This window comes from Streptomyces sp. GS7, from assembly GCF_009834125.1.
Lineage (GTDB): Bacteria > Actinomycetota > Actinomycetes > Streptomycetales > Streptomycetaceae > Streptomyces.
This window is the reverse complement of sequence record NZ_CP047146.1, coordinates 4,458,778-4,479,207: the sequence shown is the minus strand read 5'-3', so window position 1 is coordinate 4,479,207 and position 20,430 is coordinate 4,458,778. Positions and strand designations below refer to the sequence as shown.

18 protein-coding genes and 5 pseudogenes are annotated in these 20,430 nt (G+C 70.2%); 7 read left to right on the top strand and 16 right to left on the bottom strand.

Annotation, left to right across the window (positions count from 1 at the left end; genetic code table 11):
• Window positions 1–69: 69 nt before the first annotated feature.
• The 6 genes from GR130_RS19890 to GR130_RS19865 all read right to left on the bottom strand — a co-directional run bounded on the left by GR130_RS19890 (window position 70) and on the right by GR130_RS19865 (window position 5,366).
• On the bottom strand, window positions 70–903 hold the full coding sequence (locus tag GR130_RS19890; RefSeq protein ID WP_159505969.1) for a transposase family protein: 834 nt from the start codon (window positions 901–903) through the stop codon (window positions 70–72).
• Between the two features lie 57 nt (window positions 904–960).
• The gene (locus tag GR130_RS39885) at window positions 961–1,419 is read right to left on the bottom strand and encodes a hypothetical protein (protein WP_201304943.1); all 459 of its coding nucleotides are present in this window, start codon (window positions 1,417–1,419) and stop codon (window positions 961–963) included.
• Between the two features lie 179 nt (window positions 1,420–1,598).
• Window positions 1,599–3,140, bottom strand: coding sequence for a glycosyltransferase family 87 protein (locus tag GR130_RS19880; protein WP_159505968.1), 1,542 nt, complete (start codon window positions 3,138–3,140; stop codon window positions 1,599–1,601).
• Window positions 3,137–4,006 (bottom strand): methyltransferase domain-containing protein, encoded by an 870-nt coding sequence (locus tag GR130_RS19875; RefSeq protein WP_159505967.1) that lies wholly within the window; start codon window positions 4,004–4,006, stop codon window positions 3,137–3,139. The genes GR130_RS19880 and GR130_RS19875 overlap by 4 nt, the downstream gene beginning before the upstream one ends.
• A complete protein-coding gene (locus tag GR130_RS19870; RefSeq protein ID WP_159505966.1) occupies window positions 4,003–4,644 on the bottom strand; it encodes a TIGR04282 family arsenosugar biosynthesis glycosyltransferase in 642 nt (213 codons plus the stop codon). The genes GR130_RS19875 and GR130_RS19870 overlap by 4 nt, the downstream gene beginning before the upstream one ends.
• On the bottom strand, window positions 4,641–5,366 hold the full coding sequence (locus GR130_RS19865) for a glycosyltransferase family 2 protein (protein ID WP_159505965.1): 726 nt from the start codon (window positions 5,364–5,366) through the stop codon (window positions 4,641–4,643). Before GR130_RS19865 ends, GR130_RS19870 begins: the two co-directional genes overlap by 4 nt.
• A gap of 142 nt (window positions 5,367–5,508) precedes the next feature.
• Here GR130_RS19865 and GR130_RS19860 point away from each other — a divergent pair, with 142 nt between their 5' ends.
• Together GR130_RS19860 and GR130_RS19855 are read left to right on the top strand one after the other, a co-directional pair.
• Window positions 5,509–6,237, top strand: coding sequence for a response regulator transcription factor (locus tag GR130_RS19860; protein WP_159505964.1), 729 nt, complete (start codon window positions 5,509–5,511; stop codon window positions 6,235–6,237).
• The gene (locus tag GR130_RS19855) at window positions 6,227–7,339 is read left to right on the top strand and encodes a sensor histidine kinase (protein ID WP_201304942.1); all 1,113 of its coding nucleotides are present in this window, start codon (window positions 6,227–6,229) and stop codon (window positions 7,337–7,339) included. The genes GR130_RS19860 and GR130_RS19855 overlap by 11 nt, the downstream gene beginning before the upstream one ends.
• A gap of 78 nt (window positions 7,340–7,417) precedes the next feature.
• Here the strand turns inward: GR130_RS19855 and GR130_RS40705 are convergent.
• The 3 genes and pseudogenes from GR130_RS40705 to GR130_RS19840 form a co-directional block, all read right to left on the bottom strand.
• Window positions 7,418–7,782, bottom strand: a pseudogene (locus tag GR130_RS40705) (NAD-dependent epimerase/dehydratase family protein); the annotation flags it as partial.
• 223 nt (window positions 7,783–8,005) lie between these two features.
• Window positions 8,006–8,419 carry a hypothetical protein gene (locus tag GR130_RS19845; RefSeq protein WP_159505963.1) on the bottom strand — a complete coding sequence of 138 codons (414 nt, stop codon included), beginning with the start codon at window positions 8,417–8,419 and terminating at the stop codon, window positions 8,006–8,008.
• Window positions 8,416–9,552, bottom strand: a complete 1,137-nt coding sequence (locus tag GR130_RS19840; protein ID WP_159505962.1) for a molybdopterin-dependent oxidoreductase — start codon at window positions 9,550–9,552, stop codon at window positions 8,416–8,418. Before GR130_RS19840 ends, GR130_RS19845 begins: the two co-directional genes overlap by 4 nt.
• Before the next feature lie 616 nt (window positions 9,553–10,168).
• Here GR130_RS19840 and GR130_RS19835 point away from each other — a divergent pair.
• Window positions 10,169–11,002, top strand: coding sequence for an S-methyl-5'-thioadenosine phosphorylase (locus tag GR130_RS19835; RefSeq protein WP_159505961.1), 834 nt, complete (start codon window positions 10,169–10,171; stop codon window positions 11,000–11,002).
• A 157-nt stretch (window positions 11,003–11,159) separates the two neighbouring features.
• Here the strand turns inward: GR130_RS19835 and GR130_RS19830 are convergent.
• Window positions 11,160–11,751 (bottom strand): annotated as a pseudogene (locus tag GR130_RS19830) (molybdopterin-dependent oxidoreductase); the annotation flags it as partial.
• A 210-nt stretch (window positions 11,752–11,961) separates the two neighbouring features.
• On the opposite strand from GR130_RS19830, the gene GR130_RS19825 reads away from it, so the two are divergent.
• The gene (locus GR130_RS19825) at window positions 11,962–12,420 is read left to right on the top strand and encodes an SRPBCC family protein (protein WP_159505960.1); all 459 of its coding nucleotides are present in this window, start codon (window positions 11,962–11,964) and stop codon (window positions 12,418–12,420) included.
• Window positions 12,420–12,749 carry a TfoX/Sxy family protein gene (locus GR130_RS19820; protein WP_159505959.1) on the top strand — a complete coding sequence of 110 codons (330 nt, stop codon included), beginning with the start codon at window positions 12,420–12,422 and terminating at the stop codon, window positions 12,747–12,749. Before GR130_RS19825 ends, GR130_RS19820 begins: the two co-directional genes overlap by 1 nt.
• 71 nt (window positions 12,750–12,820) lie before the next feature.
• Here the strand turns inward: GR130_RS19820 and GR130_RS19815 are convergent.
• Window positions 12,821–13,366: pseudogene (locus tag GR130_RS19815) on the bottom strand (TetR/AcrR family transcriptional regulator).
• 20 nt (window positions 13,367–13,386) lie between these two features.
• Here GR130_RS19815 and GR130_RS19810 point away from each other — a divergent pair.
• Window positions 13,387–13,763: pseudogene (locus GR130_RS19810) on the top strand (redoxin domain-containing protein); the annotation flags it as partial.
• Window positions 13,764–13,845: 82 nt separating this feature from the next.
• Here GR130_RS19810 and GR130_RS19805 read toward each other — a convergent pair.
• From GR130_RS19805 to GR130_RS19795, 3 genes and pseudogenes are all read right to left on the bottom strand, one after another.
• Window positions 13,846–14,007, bottom strand: a pseudogene (locus GR130_RS19805) (flavodoxin family protein); the annotation flags it as partial.
• Between the two features lie 696 nt (window positions 14,008–14,703).
• Window positions 14,704–15,324, bottom strand: coding sequence for a class I SAM-dependent methyltransferase (locus tag GR130_RS19800; RefSeq protein WP_159505958.1), 621 nt, complete (start codon window positions 15,322–15,324; stop codon window positions 14,704–14,706).
• Window positions 15,325–15,562: 238 nt separating this feature from the next.
• On the bottom strand, window positions 15,563–16,300 hold the full coding sequence (locus GR130_RS19795) for a flavodoxin family protein (protein ID WP_159505957.1): 738 nt from the start codon (window positions 16,298–16,300) through the stop codon (window positions 15,563–15,565).
• Between the two features lie 204 nt (window positions 16,301–16,504).
• Between GR130_RS19795 and GR130_RS19790 the strand changes: the two genes are divergently transcribed.
• On the top strand, window positions 16,505–18,196 hold the full coding sequence (locus GR130_RS19790; RefSeq protein WP_159505956.1) for an acetolactate synthase large subunit: 1,692 nt from the start codon (window positions 16,505–16,507) through the stop codon (window positions 18,194–18,196).
• A gap of 808 nt (window positions 18,197–19,004) precedes the next feature.
• Here the strand turns inward: GR130_RS19790 and GR130_RS19785 are convergent.
• Both GR130_RS19785 and GR130_RS19780 read right to left on the bottom strand, forming a co-directional pair.
• Entirely contained in the window at window positions 19,005–19,370 is a 366-nt protein-coding gene (locus GR130_RS19785; RefSeq protein ID WP_159505955.1) for a darcynin family protein, read from the bottom strand.
• 74 nt (window positions 19,371–19,444) lie between these two features.
• Complete coding sequence (locus GR130_RS19780; protein WP_159505954.1) at window positions 19,445–20,338, bottom strand: NAD(P)H-binding protein; 894 nt, start codon at window positions 20,336–20,338, stop codon at window positions 19,445–19,447.
• Window positions 20,339–20,430: the final 92 nt, after the last annotated feature.

The window sequence follows — 20,430 nt, the reverse complement described above, 5'->3', positions numbered from 1 at the left end:
GGGTGGCGTGATCTCCTGTCGGGATGCTCGTGCTGGTCGCGGGCGGCAGTCTTGGGCCAAGCCCGTCTGTCAGCGGTTCACTTCGAGGTTGGTGAGCACGAGCAGGGCGCGCAGGAGATCGGTGGCGCGGGTGGGGTCGGTGCGGAGCTTGGTGAGGATGCGCCAGGTCTTCAAGTGCCCGAAGCCGTGCTCGACGGGGGCGCGTGCGGCGGCCAGGACGCGGTTGGCTTCCTTCTCGCCGGGCGTGAGCTTGCGGGCGCGGGTGGCCTTGTAGCCCGTGACGATCACCGGGTGGTCCGGATTGTCGTCCAGACCGAGGAAGCCGAGGTCGGCCAGGGCGCCGAGCCCGGCGGTGCGCAGGTGGGTGAGGATGTGGTCGCGGCGGGCGGCGGTGATGTCGTGGGTGCGGCCGGGGCGGGCTGCGGAGATCCAGACCAGGCGGCCCTTCTCGTCGGTCAGGGCGAGGAAGTGCAGGCCGTGTCGGCGGTGTTTTCCGGAGTAGTTGGGCCGGTTCGCTCTGCCGGTGCGGCGGACGGTGGGGATCAGGGTGCCGTCGATCAGGACGGCTGCGCCGCCCCGCTTGGCGATCCTCTTGCATGCGCGGTCCGGACGGGGTGCGTGGGCCGCGAGCAGGGATATCAGTTCGTCGGGCCAGCGGCGCACGGTGGTGTCGCCGACCTGGTTGCCGCCGGCCATGTCGGCGATGCGCTGGTCGTGGCGGAGCACGGCGAGCACGATGACGACGATCCGTCCGGGTGCCAGACGGCGCCAGCGGGAGCCGGTCTTCTTCAGGTGGCGGCTCAGCGGATCGGTGCAGTATTCGTTGGTTTTCCGGGACACCGGCAGGCGGCACTGGTAGACAGGGAAGCCGGTGTCCCCGGCAGGCTCGTTGATCCTCTTCATGCACACGTCGAGCCAACGGCCGCCGGGGACAGGCCGGTTACGGGTACGACGCCGTACCTACGGTGCGGTCTGGAAGCGTCCGTCAGGCAGTTTGCGCAGCCATCCCCGCCCGGCGAGCTTGCTCAGCTTGCCGCGCAGCGGCTCCAGCCGGCCCTTCACCTCGACCTCGAGGTCCAGCTCGACGCCGACGTCCTTGACCCGGGCCGGACCACCGGCATCTCGCACGATCTTCATCAGCCGCTGGTAGTCCGGCGGCAGGATGTCCTCGCCCGCGCCGGCCTTCCGGTGCGGGACCAACAGCACACCGCGCCCGCCCACTTGAGCCGTTTCCGCCTGCGTCGACGGCTTCTCCGCGTCGAGCTGGGCGTGCATTCGTTCCCACACGCGCATCGCCACCGCGAGTTCCTCCCGCTCGGCGCGGACCGCATCGAGCCGTTCGGCCAGGAGCTTCTCCTCCTCGTCGAGCTCCGCCCGGCGGGCTGCGACGCGTTCGGCGACCTCGTTGATCTCCGTCATCCCGCGAGCCTACGAATCCGTACGCCTCCGCGACCTGGAACCGACGACCTGGAAACGAGCAGACCGGCGTGACCGCTGCCTGACGATCAAGGACACAGACTGCCGCCCGCGACCAGCACGAGCACCCCAGCACGACGCCATGCCACCCCGATGACCCGCGACTTCAAGATGGCGGGGCTTCAATGGTCGTCGTGTTTCGCCGGAGCAGGCGGAGGCTGCTGCCGGACCCAGCCGCTCAGACTGCCGGCTCGCGCTCGCCCGATCGCCTCACGGCCGATCAGCAAGGGCTGGGGTGGCTTCATGCCTCTCAGGCAGGCACCCAGTGCGACAGCGAGAGCGGCAGCGCCGTAGGCCCATGCCTGCAGCGGGAATCCGGGCAACAGTCGCCCGGCGAGGTAGAGGACGGTGCCGGCCACTGTGACGGCGAGCCACTCCCAGCGGCCGTCCAGGGCTGCGAGGGCGATGACGAGCAGGGCGTACCAGGGGTAGTTGGGTGAGAACAGCAGCAGGGCCGTGCCGGTCAGAAGGAGGGCACCGCTCCAAGGGCGTGTCGGGTCGCCGCGCCACCACACGAACAGGGCCGTCAGCGCGAGCAGGACAACAGCGGCGATTCCGGCGGCGGAGTCCGGCAGGATCAGCCGTAGCAAGGCGAAGCGGCGTACGTTGCCGGGTTCGTAGCCCTCCTCGTTCAGGTAGCCGGGGAGATAGCCGAGGACGCTGGCACCGGAGGCCAGGACGTAGGGCAGGTAGGAGAGCGCGACCGCACCGAGGGCAGCCGCCGCCACGCGCCCGATGCGTCGCGCGCTGCGCTGTCCGGACAGAGCGCCGGGCAGCGCCAGTACGGGCAGCAGTTTGACCGCGATGGCCGCGCCGAGCAGGGCGCCGCGGCGCGCCCCGGCGGTGGCGGAGCCGAGTGCCAGCACGGTGAGCAGGACGCCGAGGGTGTCGATGTGGGCGTTGTTGACGGCCTCGAAGGGGACGGCCGGGCACCAGCCCCACAGTGCAGCCCGGGCAGGGGCCCGTTGCGGGTCGCCGCGTCGTCGCAGGACGGCGAGCAGGGCGACGGTGGTGCCGAACGCCAGTATCGCGCCGCCCACTTGGAGCGGCTTGTGACGAGTACCCGGTGGCGAGAGGGTGTGGACGGCGAAGAACCAGCCCTCCGCGACGGGCGGGTAGATCGTCGGCACGGTGGGCCGGTTGATGCGGACGCACACCCCGCTGTCGGTGCGCCTCAGTCCCCAGCCGTCGCAGGCTCCATGGGTGGGAAACAGCCACTCGTCCCGCAGATGGGCGAGTTGGGGGGCGGCCGGCGGGTGGGCGTAGGGGGAGATACCGGCCGCCTGCACGCGGCCGTCCCAGGCGTAGCGGTACATGTCGTCGCTGGTGCGGGGCGGTGCGGCCAGGCCGGAAAGTGCGACGGCGGCCGAGCCCGCGAGCACCAGGTAGGTCGCGGCGCGCGCGGGGACCTTGCGTACGGCCCAGACCCCGGCGGCGAACAGTGCCCAGGCGATGGCGTATCCCACGAGCAGGCGGCCCGGGGCGCTCTGGTTGTCGCCGGCGTGGAGGGTGCCGATGACGACTACGCCGAGTGCGACGAGCACCGCCACCGTCAGAGTGGTACGCGTACGACCGGCGCGGCGGTTCACCGGCTGTGCGGGGTGGTCGGGCAACGGCTCGGCGGGCCGGGGAGCCGACCAACGCGTTGCGGCGCTGTCGGTCATGAGTGGTGGGGCCTTTCGGTGATCGGGGGCTGCGCGTCGGGGCGATTCGCGTGTCGGAGGCGTAGTTCCACGAACGGGCGTCCCCCGGCCGTCCACCTGCCGGTCAGGATCCAGCCGGCGGAGTCGGCGGCGTTCAGGAGCGCGGTGGTGCCGAGCCTGGCCCAGGGGAAGGGCCGCCCGTGGTGGCCGTGGGCGTCCTCGACGCACACGGTGAGGCGCTCGTCCACGTCCTGCGGGGCGGCCTCGGCCAGCAAGAGCCCGCTGGGGGCGATGAGTTCGCGCATGCGGCGGAGCAGGGCGACGGGATCGCCGCCGATGCCGATGTTGCCGTCCATCAGCAGCACGGTGCCCCAGCGGCCTTCGCCCGGGAGGCGGTCGAAGGCCGACCGCTGGATGGCGGCGCCACCACCGCGCCGGGTGCGCTTCACGGCGTCCCGGCTGAGGTCCACGCCCAACGCCGGTACGCCGCGGGCGGCCAGTGCGGCCACCATGCGTCCCGGTCCGCAGCCCACGTCCAGGACGGAGCCCGTACATCGGCGCAGCACGTTCGTGTCCGCCGCATCGGCAGGCGCGCACCAGCGCTCGACGTCCAGCGGCAGCACGTGCTCCTCGCCGAAGCCGTCGGGGCGATCAGGGTGTGACAGGCGGCGCAGGAACAGCGGGCCGCGTCCGGTGCGCAGAGCGTGGGCATAGGGATCGTCGATCCACGGGGTGCCCGGTTCCACGGGCACGGTGGGGCGGACGGGGAGCGTCGGCATGTGGTTCCTGGCCATGACCACCGTCGGGCTCTCCGCCCGGGACTCCGCCATGGCCGGTTCCGGCCACTCGGCCACTGCGGCATCGATGCCGACCGCCGTCCCGCTCATCGGACCACCTCTGCCATCGAGTTGAGGACGGCGGCGAAGCGGGAGCCCCGTGCACAGCAGGCGGCGACCGCTGCGGCGTCGGCTGCGGCGTCCACGTCGCGCAGTACCGGCAGGTCGGTCACGGCCAGTCCTGCCTCGGCCAGGCGGATGCGCTGGATCGCGCCGGTGCGGTCCGTCGACATCGGCACCCCGCGGACCACGGCACCAGCCCGGGCGGGATCGGCGAGGCCCAGCGCCCAGAAGCCGCCGTCCGCGGCCGGACCGAACCAGGCATCGCGGCCGTCCCGGCCGACGTCGGCGATCATGTCGGCGGTCAGTTGCGGGGTGTCCATGCCGACCAGGAGTGTCGGACCGTCACAGTGGGCGAAAGCGGCGACGATCCGCTCGTCCAGGCCGCCGGGGCTCTGGGGTACGACCTCGTAGCCGGGTGGCAGCCAGGGGCCAGGGGTGCCGTCGAGAGCGAGGACGCGACGGCGTGCGGGGGCTCGAAGCAGGGTGTGGAGCGTGTCGGTAAGGGCGGCCTCGGCCAGGGTGGCTGCTTCTTGGGGCGTGTAGGGCGGGGTGAGCCGGGTCTTGACGCGGCCGGGCACGGGTTCCTTGGCGATCAACAGCAGGGTCACCGGAGGCAGGGCGCTCATCGTCCGCCTCCCCGCACGCCGGCGACGGCGGTCGTGGTGGCGGGCGTCTCGGCGAGCACGGCGCGCATGTCGTGTACCGCGTGCCAGGTGCCCCGCCAGGTGCCGGTGACCTTGGAGCGGCCGGTGCGCGGGTGATAGGGCACCTCCGTCTCGCGCACCCGCCAGCCGGCGTCGGCCCCGCGCACCACCATTTGCAGCGGGTAGCCGGAGCGCCGGTCGGTCAGGTCGAGGGCGAGCAGGGCCTCGCGGCGGACGGCGCGCATCGGGCCGAGGTCGTGCAGGCGCACCCCGGTACGTCTGCGGATGAGCCGGGCCAGCTCCAGGTTGGCCAGGCGCGCGTGCACGGGCCACGCCTTGGGGGACGTGGGGCGCCGTCGGCCCAGCACCAGATCGGCGGTGCCGCCCAGCACGGGTGCGGCGATGTCCGGCAGCAGGGCGGGGTCGAGGGAGGCGTCGCAGTCGCAGAAGCAGACGACGTCGGCGGTGGCGGCCATGAGGCCGGCGTGGCAGGCGGCGCCGAAACCGCGCACCGGCTCGGTCACCACGTGGGCGCCGAGTGCACGGGCGATGTCCGCCGAGCCGTCGGTGGAGCCGTTGTCGACCACGATGGCGCGCCAGCCGGGCGGGATCCGGTCGAGCACCCACGGCAGGGCCTCGGCCTCGTCCAGACAGGGCAGCACCACATCGACCCGGGCGGGAGAAGAGGGGGAAGTCTCGATCACCCCACTCACCCTACGAACGCAAAAGGAACATAAGTGACTTGGCGTCCTTACGGATCTCTGACGTCGGCGGCAGTCCTTACAGATCCCTGACGTTCGCTGCCGCTCCTGCTGACCGGCGAGAGGCGGTGTGAGACTCGATACCGTGAAACGCGTACTCGTCGTGGACGACGACCCGACTGTCTCCGAGGTCGTCGCCGGATACCTGACCCGGGCGGGCTTCGACGTCGATGTGGCCGCCGACGGCCCGTCCGCCGTGGCCAGGGCCGTGGCACAGCCGCCGGAACTGGTGGTGCTGGACCTCATGCTCCCCGGCATGGACGGGTTGGAGGTCTGCCGCCGTATCCGCGAGACCGGTCCGCTGCCCGTGATCATGCTGACGGCGCGGGGTGACGAGGAGGACCGCATCCTCGGCCTGGAGGTCGGGGCCGACGACTATGTCACCAAGCCTTTCAGCCCGAGGGAGCTGGTCCTGCGGGTGGAGTCGGTGCTGCGCCGTGCGGGAGCGCTGGCGACAGCGCAGAGCGCACCGTCCGCACCGCGCCTGACCGGACTGCGGGCCGGACCGCTCGCCCTGGACCCCACGGCTCGCCGGGCGACCCGCCACGGTCAGGAACTTGCCCTGACCATCAGGGAGTTCGATCTGCTGGAGTTCTTCCTGCGCAATCCCGGGCGAGCCACCAGCCGGGAGGAACTGATGCGTCGCGTGTGGGGCTGGGAGTTCGGCGACCTGTCCACCGTCACCGTCCATGTACGGCGGCTGCGCGAGAAGATCGAGGACGACCCGGCCCGCCCCCGGCTGATCAACACCGTGTGGGGCGTCGGCTACCGCTTCGACACACCTGAGACGAACGGGGCGGACGATGCTGCGTGACACCTTCCTGATCGCCCTGTACGCGGCGATCGGCGCGAGCCTCGCCGGAGTGCTCGGTGTGGCCGCCCTGAGGTTGCTGCGCAACCGCTCGGTCGCGCTGTCGCTGGCCGTGGTCACCGCCGTTGCCGTGGCGGCGATGCTCGCCGGGACGATGCTCGTGTCGTGGGCGATGCTGCTGTCGGATCACGACCTGTGGGTCGTCACCATGGTGTGCTCCATCGCGGCGGTCGTCTCCCTCGCGGTGGCGCTCGTCCTGGGCCGCAGCGTCGTCAAGGGCAGCCGGGCCCTCGCCGAGGCCACCCGCGCTCTCGGTGACGAGGGCCGCTTCACCCCGCCCAGGACCGCCCCCACGGCTGAACTGGCCCAACTGGTGCGGGAGCTGGACACGACCAGTGCGAAGCTGGCCGCCTCCAGGGAGCGCGAGCGGGCCTTGGAGGAGTCCCGACGGGAGCTGGTCGCCTGGATCTCCCACGACCTGCGCACCCCGCTCGCCGGACTGCAGGCGATGACCGAGGCGCTGGAGGACGGCATGGTCGACGATCCGAACGTCTACCACGCCCGGATCCGCACAGAGGTCGAGCGGCTCAGCGAGATGGTCAGCGACCTGTTCGAACTCTCCCGCATCCAGGCCGGCGTGCTCGCCCTGAACACGGCCCGCATGTCGGTCTACGACCTCGTCGGCGACGCGATCGCGGGCGCCGACGCCCTGGCCAGGGAACACGGCGTACGGCTCGTCGGCGACAGAGTCGAGCCGGTGCCGATCGAGGTCGACGGCCGCGAGATGTCCCGCGTCCTGGCCAACCTCCTCGTCAACGCCATCCACCGCACGCCCACCGACGGAACGGTCGCCGTCTCAGCCCGGCAGGAGGACGGCAGCGTCGTCGTCTCGGTGACCGACGGCTGCGGCGGCATCCCGGCCGAGGACCTGCCCCGCGTCTTCGACACCGGCTGGCGCGGCACCGACGCCCGCACCCCACCCGCTGGCGCGGGCCTGGGTCTGGCCATCGTGCGGGGCATCGTCGAGGCCCACAGCGGCCGGGCCGCCGTCCACAACGTGCCCGGCGGCTGCCGCTTCGAGGTCCGCCTGCCGACAGCCGCCTGAGTGCCCTTCCCCGTCCGGAGAAGGGCCGTCGCTGTTGAGGTACAGGGACGGCCCTTCCGGGTTGTCACCGAGGAAGGCTCAGCCGGCCCGCAGCGCAGCCTCCGCGAACTCCGCCATTCCCTCGCGAAGCCCACCACCGGTTTCCAGCCCAGCTCGTCGCACAACCTGCGCGAGGAAGCGGTGATGTGACGGACGTCGCCGAGCCGGTACTCCCCGGTGACGACGGGTGCGTCGCCGCCGTGTGCCGCGGCCGGCACGGAGGCCATCTCCCCCACCGTGTGCGGGTCGCCGCTGCCGACGTCGTACGCCCGCAGGCCACCCTCTGGCAGACCTGGCAGCCCGTCCAGGGCCGCGAGGTTGGCCCCTGCGACATCCCGGACGTGGACGAAGTCCCGACGCTGACCGCCGCCCTCGAACACACGAGGTGCCTCGCCGCGCGCCAGCAGAGGGAAGGCGAGAAGCAGGGCGACATGCAGCGCCGCCCAATGAGCGGCCGTCGACGCAACGAGATGCCGTGGGTGGACCAGGCCCGCCACAGCCAGAAGCAGGGGCGGAGCCGTTACGAGGGCCACCGTACGCAGAGTTCGCACGACGCCACCGTAGGAATGCCCTGGGCCGGGCGTGGCTCGTGCCGGGGGTGCGTAAGACACCCGTCAGACGCCGTCGTTACGAAGGTGGACGCCGTCGGCTGCGACGGACGGCCTTCGCCACCACCAGCAGAGCCGTGAACGTGGCCACGGCCACCAGGGTCAGCAGCCAGTTGAGCGGGTAGTCGAGCGGCAGCACCGTCGAGTTGGCCCGCGGCCCCGGTCGAAGCAGCACCGGCAGTGCCACCGCGGTCAGAGCGCCTGCCACGAGCAGCGCCCCGCGGATCGGCCCCCGTACCCCGCCACGGACCAGCACCAGCCCGACCAGCAGCACCACCGGCGCGATCAGGGCGTCGTGCAACACCACCGCCCCGCCGAGCCACTCCAGCACACCCATCAGGTCCTGCTGCCTGTCCAGCAGCAAGGACGCGCCGACACCCATCAGCGCCATCCCGGCGGCGCCCACCAGCAGTCGCAGCACGTTGGCCCTCATGACAGCACCTCCAGCCGTCCGACCCACTTGGTCTGCAGCACACCGGGACGGTTCGGGGCGATCAGACGCACCGGATAGCCGTGATCCGGCGACAGCTCCTCACCGTTGAGGCGCAGTGCGAGCAGGGTCAGCGGGTCCCGAGCGTGCTCGTGGCCCATCTCGGAGACCCGGTAACCGCCCCGGGTCTGCAACGACACCACCCGTACCCGCGCATGGACCGGGGCTCCCACCCGCTCCAGCAGGTCCACGACGCGCACGCCCGTCCAGTGCGCCGACTTGCTCCAGCCCTCCACGCAGGCGATCGGCAGCTCGACCTCGTGCTGGGGCAGTGCGCGCAGCTCGTCCAACGTCAGCTTGTAGGGCCTCGGTCCGGCGACGGTCAGGCGGTAGCGCTCGGCGTGGATCAGGCCGACGCCGGCCGCCGCGGCGGTCCGGTTGACCGGCAGGCCCTCGGGACCGTGGTCGGGGTGGCGCGGCGCGAGGAGGGTGAGGTCCTTCAACGGCGTGAAGGACTGCCCCACCGTGGTCACGGTGACCGCGCCGACCGCCGCTGCCACCGCCGCGAGCAGGGAGCGTCGATCGGGGCCGTCCTCGGCGGGCAGGGACAGCGTGCCCGCCGAGCGACGGCTCCAGTGTGCCGCGATCTCAGGTGCCTTGACCGCGATGTGCAGTACCAGCGCTCCTACCAGCAGCCAGGCCACGGCGTAGTGCACTTGCACGAAGGGGAAGGTCCACGGGTACCACTGGGCGGTGTTCAGCAGGCCGGTCGCCAGCTCGAAGAGGGCCGCCGCGACCAGGACGGCCACCGACACCCGTTCCAAGGCGTGCCGCACCGAGCGCACCGGGGGCCACTCGAACAGCCGGGGATACACCGTCCACAACTTGGCGAGCAGCAAGGGGATCGCCGCGATACCGGAAGCGACGTGGAGCCCCTGCGTGAATCGGTAGCCCCATACCGGGCGGCTCGGCAGCTCGTTGGCGAGCCATCCCGGCGGGTGCTGCATGAAGTGACTGATCAAGCCGGTGCAGAAGCACACCGCGAACGCCAAGCCGAGCCACCGCCCGATCGAGGTCGCCGTGCGGGCATCGTGCAGTCTGCCCTTGAACACGGGCGGAAAGAAGCGCGATCTCATGCCGTCCATCCCACTTGAAGGAAGGCCGCCATGGAACGTCCGACCGCCTTACGGAACACGGACGTCTTCCGGCTACGGGGCACGCGCAGCACCTTCGGGGCTCCACCCGTCGCCGTCCTGACCACCTGTGTGACAGGCACTTGGCCAAAGCCGGGAGCCTGTCCGGCGTCCGTGCTTCGCAATACAGCCGTCACGCCGTCCAGCACCTCGAAGCCTCCAAAGGGACCTTCCAGAAACGCCCCCCGCGAGGCGGTCGGGCCGGCGCACAGCCTTGCCTGAGCAGGACAGCCGCAGCGTGAGGACGCACCTGCGTCGCTGCCCGGCCAGGCCCAGCCACGTGTCCGCGAGGTCGACCTCCGACTCCTCACCCGCAGCTTTCGACCGAGGGAGCGTGCCCTCCAGGAACCTCCGGGCCGCCGTGGCCTACTCCTCCCCTCAACGGCAGTCCTCCCAGCAGCCGTCCTGACAGCCCGGAACAGGTCAGTGCGTACCCAAGTTGCCGGGCTGTCGACTCCGACGGTGGACACGCGCTCTGGGCGGTCGAATTCCTTTCGAGATCATGACGCTTCCCGATGCCGTGATCTCGAACTGTGCTTGCGCGGCTAGCGTGCTGGGCATGACGAACGCGGAGATCGGTGTCATCGGCGGGTCCGGCTTCTACTCCTTCCTCGACGAGGTGACCGAGGTCCAGGTCGACACCCCGTACGGAGCACCCAGCGACTCCCTCTTCCTCGGCCAGATAGCCGGCCGAAGGGTCGCCTTCCTCCCCCGCCACGGCCGCGGCCACCATCTGCCGCCGCACCGCATCAACTACCGCGCCAACCTGTGGGCGCTGCGCTCCGTCGGCGTACGGCAGGTGCTCGGCCCCTGCGCGGTGGGCGGACTGAGCCCGGAGTACGGGCCGGGCACGCTGCTGATCCCCGACCAGCTGGTGGACCGCACGAAGACCCGGGTGCAGACGTACTTCGACGGGCTGCCACTGCCGGACGGCACCGTGCCGAACGTGGTGCACGTGTCCCTGGCCGACCCGTACTGCACCGTCGGAAGGGCGGTCGCGTTGAAGACCGCGCGCGGACGGGACTGGAAACCGGTGGACGGCGGCGCCCTGGTCGTCGTCGAGGGGCCGCGGTTCTCCACCCGCGCAGAATCGTTGTGGCACCGGGCGCAGGGCTGGTCCGTGGTGGGCATGACCGGTCATCCCGAAGCCGCGCTCGCCCGTGAACTGGAGCTGTGCTACACGTCGTTGACTCTGGTCACGGACCTCGACGCGGGGGCGCAGACCGGGGAGGGCGTCTCGCACGACGAGGTACTGAAGGTCTTCGCGGCGAACGTGGACCGGTTGCGGGGCGTGCTGTTCGACACAGTGGCCGCGCTGCCCCGCACCGAGGAGCGGGACTGCCTGTGCATGAACGCGCTCGGCGGGATGAACCCGGGCTTCGAACTACCGTAGCCGCACGGGGCTCAAGGGTGTGGTCACTGCGGTCGAATCACACATTTCCCACGGCCGGATCGGCCAGTACCGGCGCGCGAAACTGACTCTTCCTCGCGCCGGATCGGAGAAACTCCGTGAGAAATACGTAAGCGGCCACGATGGAATCGCGGGCGAATAGGAGCAGCGATCCCGCTCCCACCATGCCCGCCGCGCCGCGGCGGGTCATCATGGGCGGGGCGGGAGCGGCTGCCACCAGGCCGTCGGGATCGGGTGGTTCGGGCACGGTGTGGGCAAGGTCGGTGCGCAGTTCGGCGGCCGGGCTGCGCGAGCGCAGTGCCCGGGCCATCCGGCCGAGTCTGAGGCACACGTGGACGACGAAGGCGGCGATGAACACCCAGGCGCCGTAGAAGTGCAGGCGGTAGAACGAGCCTGGGAAGACGTAGTAGAGCTGGATGTTGAAGATGCCGGTGACGAATTCGAAGATGGTGCCGCCGACCAGCATCGGCAGGGACAGCCTCTCCAGGCCGTGGGCCATGGAGCGTACCGGCGGCCATGCGAACAGCTTCGGGATCACCGACCACAGCTTGGCCAGCAGCACCGGCACCAGCACCACGCCCAGCGTCACGTGCATGCCCTGGAGCAGCCGATAGAGCCAGTACGGGTGTGTGGGCCAGCTGAAGAGGTAGAAGCCCAGGACGCCCTTGTCGGGGGTCTCGCCGTTGAGGGGGGCTCAGCGCGGGGTTGTAGGCGGCGTAGGAGAACAGTCCGGCTCATCAGGAGCGGTGCGTTCTTCCGCGGCCGTGCGGTCGAGCGTGCCGTTGGGCGGGGATGCCCTCGGCACGTTCGACGACAGAGGCGCTCGCAACTGATGAGCAGCGCAGCGAGTTCGTCGAAGCGGCAGGGCTTGGCGGAAGCCACGGCCGGCTCCGTCGATCGCAGACCGCGCGCCCGCCGGCGTCAGCTGGGATCCTGCCCTCGTGGCAATCGACGTGACGGTGCGACGCGTGATCCCGCTGCCGCCCGGGCAAGTGGCTACTTACGCCATGGACTGGCGCCACGACGCCGAGTGGACCCAAGGGATCCGTACGGCTGAGCTGACCCGTCCGGCGGAAGGCGGCGGGTTCGGCGTGGGCGCCGAGGTCACCCGCACGGCGTACTTCCTCACCCGGCGCATCGACTACGTCCTGCGCGTGGCCGCATATGAGCCGCCGCGGCTGCTGGACATGATCTCTGTCGGCGGACCGATGCCGATGCATGTCACTTACACCTTCGAGCGTCACCCGCGCGGCACGCTGGCCGGTATCCGTGTCCGAGGAGGACCCGGCGGCCCCTACCGCGTCGCGGCGCCCCTACTCGCCCGCCTGGTCCGAACCAACCTCACCAAGGACCTGCGCGACCTCGAACACCGACTCTCCGACCGCGAAGGAGGCGCGTAATGGCGTATGACGAAGGGCTCGCCGAGCGAATTCGGGAACGGCTGGGCGCGGACCCCGACATCACCGAGAAGCGGATGTTCGGTGGCATCGCGTTCCTCCACCGCGGCAACATGGCCGTCGGCGTGACCGGCGACGACCTCATGGTCCGGATCGGTCCCGACGCCACCGAGCAGGCTCTGGCCCGGCCAGGCACGAGGATCTTCGACATGACCGGTCGCCCGATGCGCGGCTGGGTCGTGGTCGCGGGCTCCGCCGTCGCAGAGTACGAGGTGCTCGGCGAGTGGATCGACGAGGGCCACGCCTTCGCTGCGAGCCTGCCACACAAGTAAGACCCCCGCCGCCACGCGCAACCCTCTGCCGGCGCCAGAGCCCGCAGAGCCATCGGATGCCAGTCACCGGTTCACACCACGGTCCGGCTGCTGAGTGACTGCAAGGCAGCGGTAACGGTCGCGCGCAGCGATCCCGCGTCGGCGCCTGCGCGAGAGCGCAGGATCACGCTCTAGGCGAGCAGTGCCAGCAGCTCGGCAGCCGCACCCGGATCGGTGCCGGCGGCCAGTTGCCCGTGTGCCTCGGCCGTGACGAGTGCCGCGTGCATGGCGTCACGCAGTTCCTGGTGGTGCTGGTCGAGGAGAGCGCGGACTTCGGGGTAGCCGTTCTCTGCGCCCGCGTGCGCATTGACGACCAGGCACCCCCAGCGGGCGTGCTCGCCTGCGCACCACGCCTCGACGAGCCCGTCGAAGAACTCCGCGACGTCCCGCAGCCCTCGCTGATCCTGGGCGAGAGAGCGCAACGCGGGCCGGAACCGCTGGTCGATGTAGCGGCGCAGCGCGGCGCCGTACAGCTCCTGCTTGCCGCCGAAGGTTGCGTACAGGCTGGAGCGATCGAGGCCGATCGCGGTCACGACGTCCTGTATCCCGGTCGTGGCCACGCCCTGGCGCCAGAACAGCCGACTCCGGGCAGGCCGACCGCGTCCTTCAGCAGCACCACACCGGCATCACCGCGCGCGGCGCACGCCTGGTCGCCGTCTCCCCGCAGATCCCCGACGAGTCCCTCACCCTCACGGAGAAGCACGGCCTGGCTTTCGACGTCCTGAGCGACATCGGCTCCGACACGGCCAAGCAGTACGGCCTTGCCTTCGACCTGCCCAACGACCTCGCCGCCGTTTACGACAGGCTGGGCTTCGACCTACAGCGCGTCAACGACGGTCACCCGCGTACTCTGCCGCTGCCCGCCACCTACGTCATCAATCGCGCCGGCACCATCCGATGGGCTTCGTCAACTCCGACCACACCACCCGAGCCGAACCCGCCGACATCCTCGCGGCTCTTGAGGCGCTGGGCTGACGACCCAGCACCGTGCCACGCTCGGAGGCGGAAGCGGACGCTACCTCCGGGCTGCGCGCGGCCGCCCCGGCCGCTGGTGTCCCTACCGGTGTTCGGGGTTCTCATAGTCGCGGCGGCAGCCGGCGCCCCACGCGGTGCGCTGGTTGCCATAGGCGGGGATGCCGCCGAACTCCTTCAGCGCCCCGGCCAGATGCAGGAGGTTCCAGGTCATGAAGGTGGCGTTGCGGTTCGTGAAGTCGTTCTGTGATCACCCAGCGGACTCCGGGCCGTCGTCCTTCCCGAACCGCTGGTGCCGGCGCAGGGCGTCCAGTGTCTGCCACAACATCCCAAGCTCGATCTGCGCCTGGGTGACCCGAGGCTGGACAGGGAGCGGCAGCTGACCGCGTGTTCGCAAAGACCTCCGTCTCGCTGGAGATCCCCTCCCCGCACAGATCACATAGCTCCGGCCGGAACTCGCCCTCATCCGGTTCACCCCTATCGGTCAAACCCTTCCCTACTACCGCTCCGACAGACGGACCGCGGAATCGCAAACGAGCATTGCCCTGTGGACGCACCGTGTCGAGTCACGCCGCGTTCAAGTCCGCGCAGCAGGAAGTCCACGCCATCAGCGACGCCCACGGCCGCGCCCACGTCCTGTACCGCCGTGCCGGACGCGCTCGACTGAGCCGTGTCCAGGCGGGCCGAGAGAAGATCCGCGCCCCTCCCCAAAGGTGGCCAAGGCTCGCGCGGCTTCCTGACACGATGTCCACCTTCATTGCGCTGCGCCCGGCCGGAACCGCACGGGCACAGAAGCAGTCGGCGAAGGTGCAGCTGATCGGCGCAGGGCCCTCTGGATGACTGGTGTGCGGGTCTCGTGTACGGCCAGTCACTTTTCCCTGGCCCTTCGTAGGCCGGCGCATCCGCGAGAGCGTGTGCCTAGATTCACCAGGCGCCGCCGACTTCAGCCGTTGCGGCTGGCCCACACCTCGACGTACGGGCCCCGATCCACACGGTCGACCTCGAAGCTCGCACCCCTCACGGCGGCGGCGAACTCGTCCGGGTCCCAGACGGTGTACCACCGTCTTCCCTCAGATTCGTCGAGCCAGCCCGTGTGCCCGGTGGCTTTGAGACACACGTACAGCTTGCCGCCGGGCCGCAGAAGCGTCCCGAACTGCCCCAGCACGTCCACCGTTTCTGCCGCATCGAGGTGGACGAGAGAGGCGGACGCCCAAACACCGTCGAATGTTCCGGCCGGAAACCGCGTCCCGATCTCACGCAGATCGCACTGCGAGGTGGGCGCGTAGGTATTGGCCTTCGCCACGAACACCGGGTTCAGGTCGACACCGCGCACCACATGCCCGTACGCCCGGAATCTCGCGAGATCGCGGCCCGGACCGCATCCGGCGTCGAGGATCAACGAAGGCGTCGGCAGAGACCCCGCGAACCGCTCTGCACGATCCGCCATCTTCGGAGCGTGCACAGCCGCATAGTCGTCGGCGTGGTCACTGTAGACGGCGACCGACTCGGCGACGGGGTCCAGCTCTCCCCTGGCGGACGTGGTGTGAGACATCATCCCGTCCATCCTGGCCAGCTCCTGCGTCACCAACCAGTAGCCAGCGCGAAAAAGGGATCAAGCTCATACACACCGCGTAGTCCCTCCGCTGTTTTCCCTCCCCGCCTCCGGGCCACACGAGCGGCGACGGCACCAGGGCCGCGCCTGGGCACCGTGCGCAGTCCACCCAGGCTGCGATCGCCGCGACTGGCGCAAGGACAGCGGCCCCCGCTTCCAACCGACACGGCTGCCCCGGCCGCTGGTGCCTCTACCGGTGTTCGGGGTTCTCGTAGTCGCGGCGGCAGCCGGCGTCCCAGGCGGTGCGTTGGTTGCCGTAGGCGGGGATGCCGCCGAGGTCCTTCAGCGCCCGGGCCAGGTGAAGCAGGTTCCAGGTCATGAAGGTGGTGTTGCGGTTGGTGAAGTCGTTCTCCGGACCGCCCGATCCGCGATCGAGGTAGGAGGGGCCAGGGCCGGCCTCGCCGATCCATCCGGCGTCGGCCTGGGGCGGGATGGTGTACCCCAGGTGCTGCAGGCTGTAGAGCACATTCATGGCGCAGTGCTTGACGCCGTCCTCGTTGCCGGTGATCAGGCAGCCGCCGACCCGGCCGTAATAGGAGTACTGGCCGCGTTCGTTGAGCAGGCTGGAGCAGGCATAAAGGCGTTCGATCACCCGCTTCATCACGGAGCTGTTGTCGCCCAGCCAGATCGGGCCGGCCAGGACGAGGATGTCGGCCTCCATGACCTGCTGGTACAGGTCCGGCCAGGCATCCGTCTCCCAGCCGTGTTCCGTCATGTCGGGCCACACACCAGTGGCGATGTCGTGGTCCACGGCCCGGACGACATCGACGGGCACGCCCTGCACGTCCAGGATCGCGGTGCTCCGGTCGATCAGCCCCTGCGTGTTGCTCGTCTCCGGCGAGCGCTTCAGAGTGCAGTTGATCACCAGGGCGCGCAGGTCGTCGTATCGGGCCGGCGGTGCGTCGGCGGCGGGCGACGAAGCGGTCACACAGTCCTCCCAGAGCCCTCTGCGCAGCACGATGCTCGGCGGCGCACGTCCACATCCGGCTCCAGCGTGCGGGCAGCCCACGGCCGCCGCCACCCCAACGCCGCCGAACGGCCCCGGCATGCTTGAGGCATCGGTATCCGCACGGCCGCCGCCGTCGGCGGCGGATGAGTGGCCGGGGCAAGCGGGCGTGCCTACGTTCGTCTCATGAGTACCGCAGGCGCGAGCGGGTCGCAGGACACGGCAGCAGCGGAGGACGTCGCACACCTGTTGGTGCGTTGTCTGCGCGCCGAGGGCGTGGAGTACGTCTTCGGGATTCCCGGCGAGGAGAACATCCGCTTCGTCGACGCTCTGAAGGGCTCCGGGATCCGGTACATCCTGGTGCGCCACGAGCAGGCCGCCTCGTTCATGGCGGAGATCTACGGGCGGCTGACCGGCCGGGCCGGAGTGTGCTCGGCCACCCTGGGACCTGGTGCGATCAATCTGCTGCTCGGCACCGCGGACGCGATGACCAACAGCGCGCCGATGGTGGCTCTGGCAGCGCAGGGGGCGCTGCGGCGTATCCACAAAGAGTCGCACCAGGTCATCGACCTGGTGTCGATGTTCGCTCCTGTCACCCAGTGGGCAGCCCGCGTCGAGTGTCCGGACGCGGTGCCGGAGATGACCCGCAAGGCGTTCAAGACCGCGCAGAGCGAACGCCCCGGTGCCGTGTTTCTGGCGGTGCCGGAGGACATCGAGGCCGAACGTCCCGCAGAGCCCCTGGTACCCCTGCAGATCGACGCGGTGCGCGCCGAAGCACCGTCACCCGCCCAGATCGCACGGGCCGCCGAGGCTCTCACCGCCGCCCGCCACCCCGTCGTGCTGGCAGGCCACGGCGCCGCCAGGGCCCGGGCTTCGGCCGCTCTGTTGCGGTTCGCCGAGCGGCTGAACATCTCGGTCGCGACCACCTTCCACGGCAAGGGTGTTTTCCCCGACGACCATCCGAACGCCCTCGGCGCGGTCGGCTTCATGCGCCACGACTACGGCAACTTCGGCTTCGACACTGCCGACGTGCTGATCTGTGTGGGCTACGAGATCCAGGAGTTCGACCCCGCCAAGATCAACCCGGACGGCGACAAGCGAATCGTTCACGTGCACCGTTTCCCCGCCGAGGTCGACGCCCACTACCCGGTCGCCGTGGGCGTCGAAGGAGACCCCTCGCAGGCACTGGACGCACTCGCGTCCGCACTGCCCGAAGGACTCACCTACGACTCCGGAAGCAGCGCGAAGATCCGCACACTGCTTGACGAAGAGCTCCAGTACGGACGCGACAGCGACGCGTTCCCCGTGGTGCCGCAGCGCGTGGTGCACGATGTCCGCACCGCCCTGGACCGCCACGACATCGTCCTCGCCGACACCGGCGCCGGGAAAATGTGGATGTCCCGCCTCTACCCGACCTACGAACCGGACACCTGCCTGGTCTCCAACGGCCTGTCCACCATGGGTTTCGCACTGCCGGGCGCCATCGCCGCCAAGCTCGCCCAGCCGGACCGACGAGTCCTGGCGATGATGGGCGACGGCTCGTTCCTGATGAACTCCCAGGAACTGGAGACCGCCGTCCGCGAACGCGTCCCCCTGGTCGTCCTCGTCCTGGTGGACGAGGAATACGGCCTGATCACCTGGAAGATGGAACTCGAACTCGGCCGCCACAGCCACACCCGGTTCACCAACCCCGACCTGGTCGCCTACGCCGAGAGCTTCGGCGCACGAGGCTACGCCATCGAGACCGCCGACCAACTCCTGCCCGTACTGCGCCGCGCCCTCGACGACGACATGGTCTCCGTGATCGCCTGCCCCGTCGACTACTCTGAGAACCTGCGCCTGACCGACAGACTGGGCGCCCTCCACGGCCCGTTCTGACACCCAGTTGCGCGGACCTGCCCCAGGTCGATCACGCGCACCTGAGCCGACTGGCCGCCCACATCCTCGCCACGGGTACGGCCCCCTGACCGCCTTCGCACCAATGGCTCTGACAGCCCAACTGGCGTCGGCAGCCCGGCTGCAGCGGCAGGATGGATGTCACCACCCACCTCGGGCTGGCCACCACCACCGTCGTGCTTGTCTGCGGTGCTGTTCGCGTCGGACCAGCCGTGGCCGACGCCGCAGCTGCCGTAGTTGACAAGGTGCAGGTTGCCGTCGAGGGGCACGTTGCCGTAGAAGATGCCGCTACCCCAACATTCGTGGCCGCCGGCCGACATGCCGCTTGACCAGCGCGGGTGTGGCTTCCGGCACCCGTGACTCGCTCGGTGATCAGGCAGTCGTCGGGGTCCAAGTGGATGCCCCTCTCACCTGCTTCACAGACTGCGGAGTAGCCCGTCCTGGATCCCCAGCAGCTCGGCCGGAGCTTCGGCGTGACGGCCGCGATGGCGGCCAGACCTCATTGATCCGCTCCGGCAGCGCGAGGACTTGCTGCGGCATGAGCAGTCCGCGTGCGAGGTACCGGCCCGCGTGGGGTGCCGTCTGCTCCAGGCAGCGGAGCCGATACAGGCCACGGGGCAGGGGTCGGATACGTCCGTTCGATCAGACCCGGCGGTCAGCTGCACGGGAGACTTCGGCATCAGAGCCTGCTGGTGCTCATCGGCTTCGCCATGAGCGTGCTCTGGGCCGTTGTCCTCTGGCCGCTTGTGGCCAGAGGACAACGGCCCGGCCGGGCGGGAAGGGCGGTGTGTCAGGTGGTGAGGGTGGCGACGGGGTCGACGCCGTAGGTGCGGGCGTAGCCGTTCTCGGTGCCGACGAGCAGGTCGACGACCTCGAAGTAGCGATCCCAGAAGGGGGTTTCGCGCAGTGCGTCGACCATGGCCTGGTAGGCGTGGTGGTCGTCTGCTTCCCAGACCCAGATGTCGGTGACGCGTGCGGAGTAGAACTCCGTGTCGTAGAAGCGTGACCGGACGCCGGTGGTCTTGGCCTCGATCGCGGGAACGACCTGGGTGGTGAAGGCGTCCACACGTTCCTGGACGGTCAGGGCAAGCCACTCGGGTGTGGTCTTGACGAGCATGAACGCGGTGACCGGCGGTTCGGTTTCCTCAGCGGGCATGACGAGTGTCTCCGGGGTGGCAGGGGATCTCGGTGTGGTGGGCACCAGGTTTTGCGGCAATGGCTGTTGGGCCTTCACGAGAGGACGGCGGGCTTGAGGGTCTGGGTGCACCATCGCTCGAAGGTGGTGGGGGAGGTGGTGTCCGGGGTGCGGGCGACGCCGGCGTCGAGGCCGTCGTCCTTGGCCCTCTTCATGTCGACGATGCCTTGGACGAACGACTCGTTGAGGCCGTAGCCGACGAGGGTGGTGTGCAGATCGTCCAGCGGCCGGCGTTCGTAGCGGACGGGGCGGCCGAGTTGCTCGGTGATGATGCGGGCCAGGTCGTCGGGGGACAGGTCCTGCGGTCCGAGGACCGGGATGCTGTCGGCGCCGGTCCAGGACCGGTCCAGCAGCAGACCGGCGGCCACGGCGGCGATGTCGGCGACGGCCACGAGGGGGGCCTTGCGGTCGGCGTCGACGGCGTCGGCGAAGACGCCCTTCTCGCGAATCGAGTCGGCCTCCTCCAGGAGGTTCTCGAAGAAGGACGGGTTGGCCAGGGCCCGGTAGGCGACGCCGGTGCCCGCGATCAGGTCGTCCATGGCAAGGGAGGCGGTGACGAGCCCGGCGCGGCCGGCGACCGGTGTGCCGCGGCCGAGCGCGGAGACGCCGACCACGTGGCCGACGCCGTGGGCGGCGAGCGCCTTGGCGGCGGGGCGGGTGAAGCCGCAGTAGGCGTCCTGCGGGGTCAAAGAGGCATCCGGGGGGACGAGCCAGAAGACAGCATCCGCGCCCTCGAAGGCCCGGTCGACGACCTGGGCCTCGCAGTGCGAGCCGGTGACCACCTCGACGCGTTCGCGTACCGCGTCGGGGAGCCGGGCGGGGTCACGCACGACCACGCGCAGTTCCTCGCCGGTGGCGCGGGCGGACTCAAGGAGCAACGGCAGCAGGTGGCGGCCGATGTTCCCGGTGGGGCCAGTGATGACGATCATGAAGACCTCGTGGATGGTGTCGGGTCGGTACTCCCCTCATCCTGCGGAGACCAACGGTGTTGCCACAATGGGAAGTTCAGCATGGAATCATT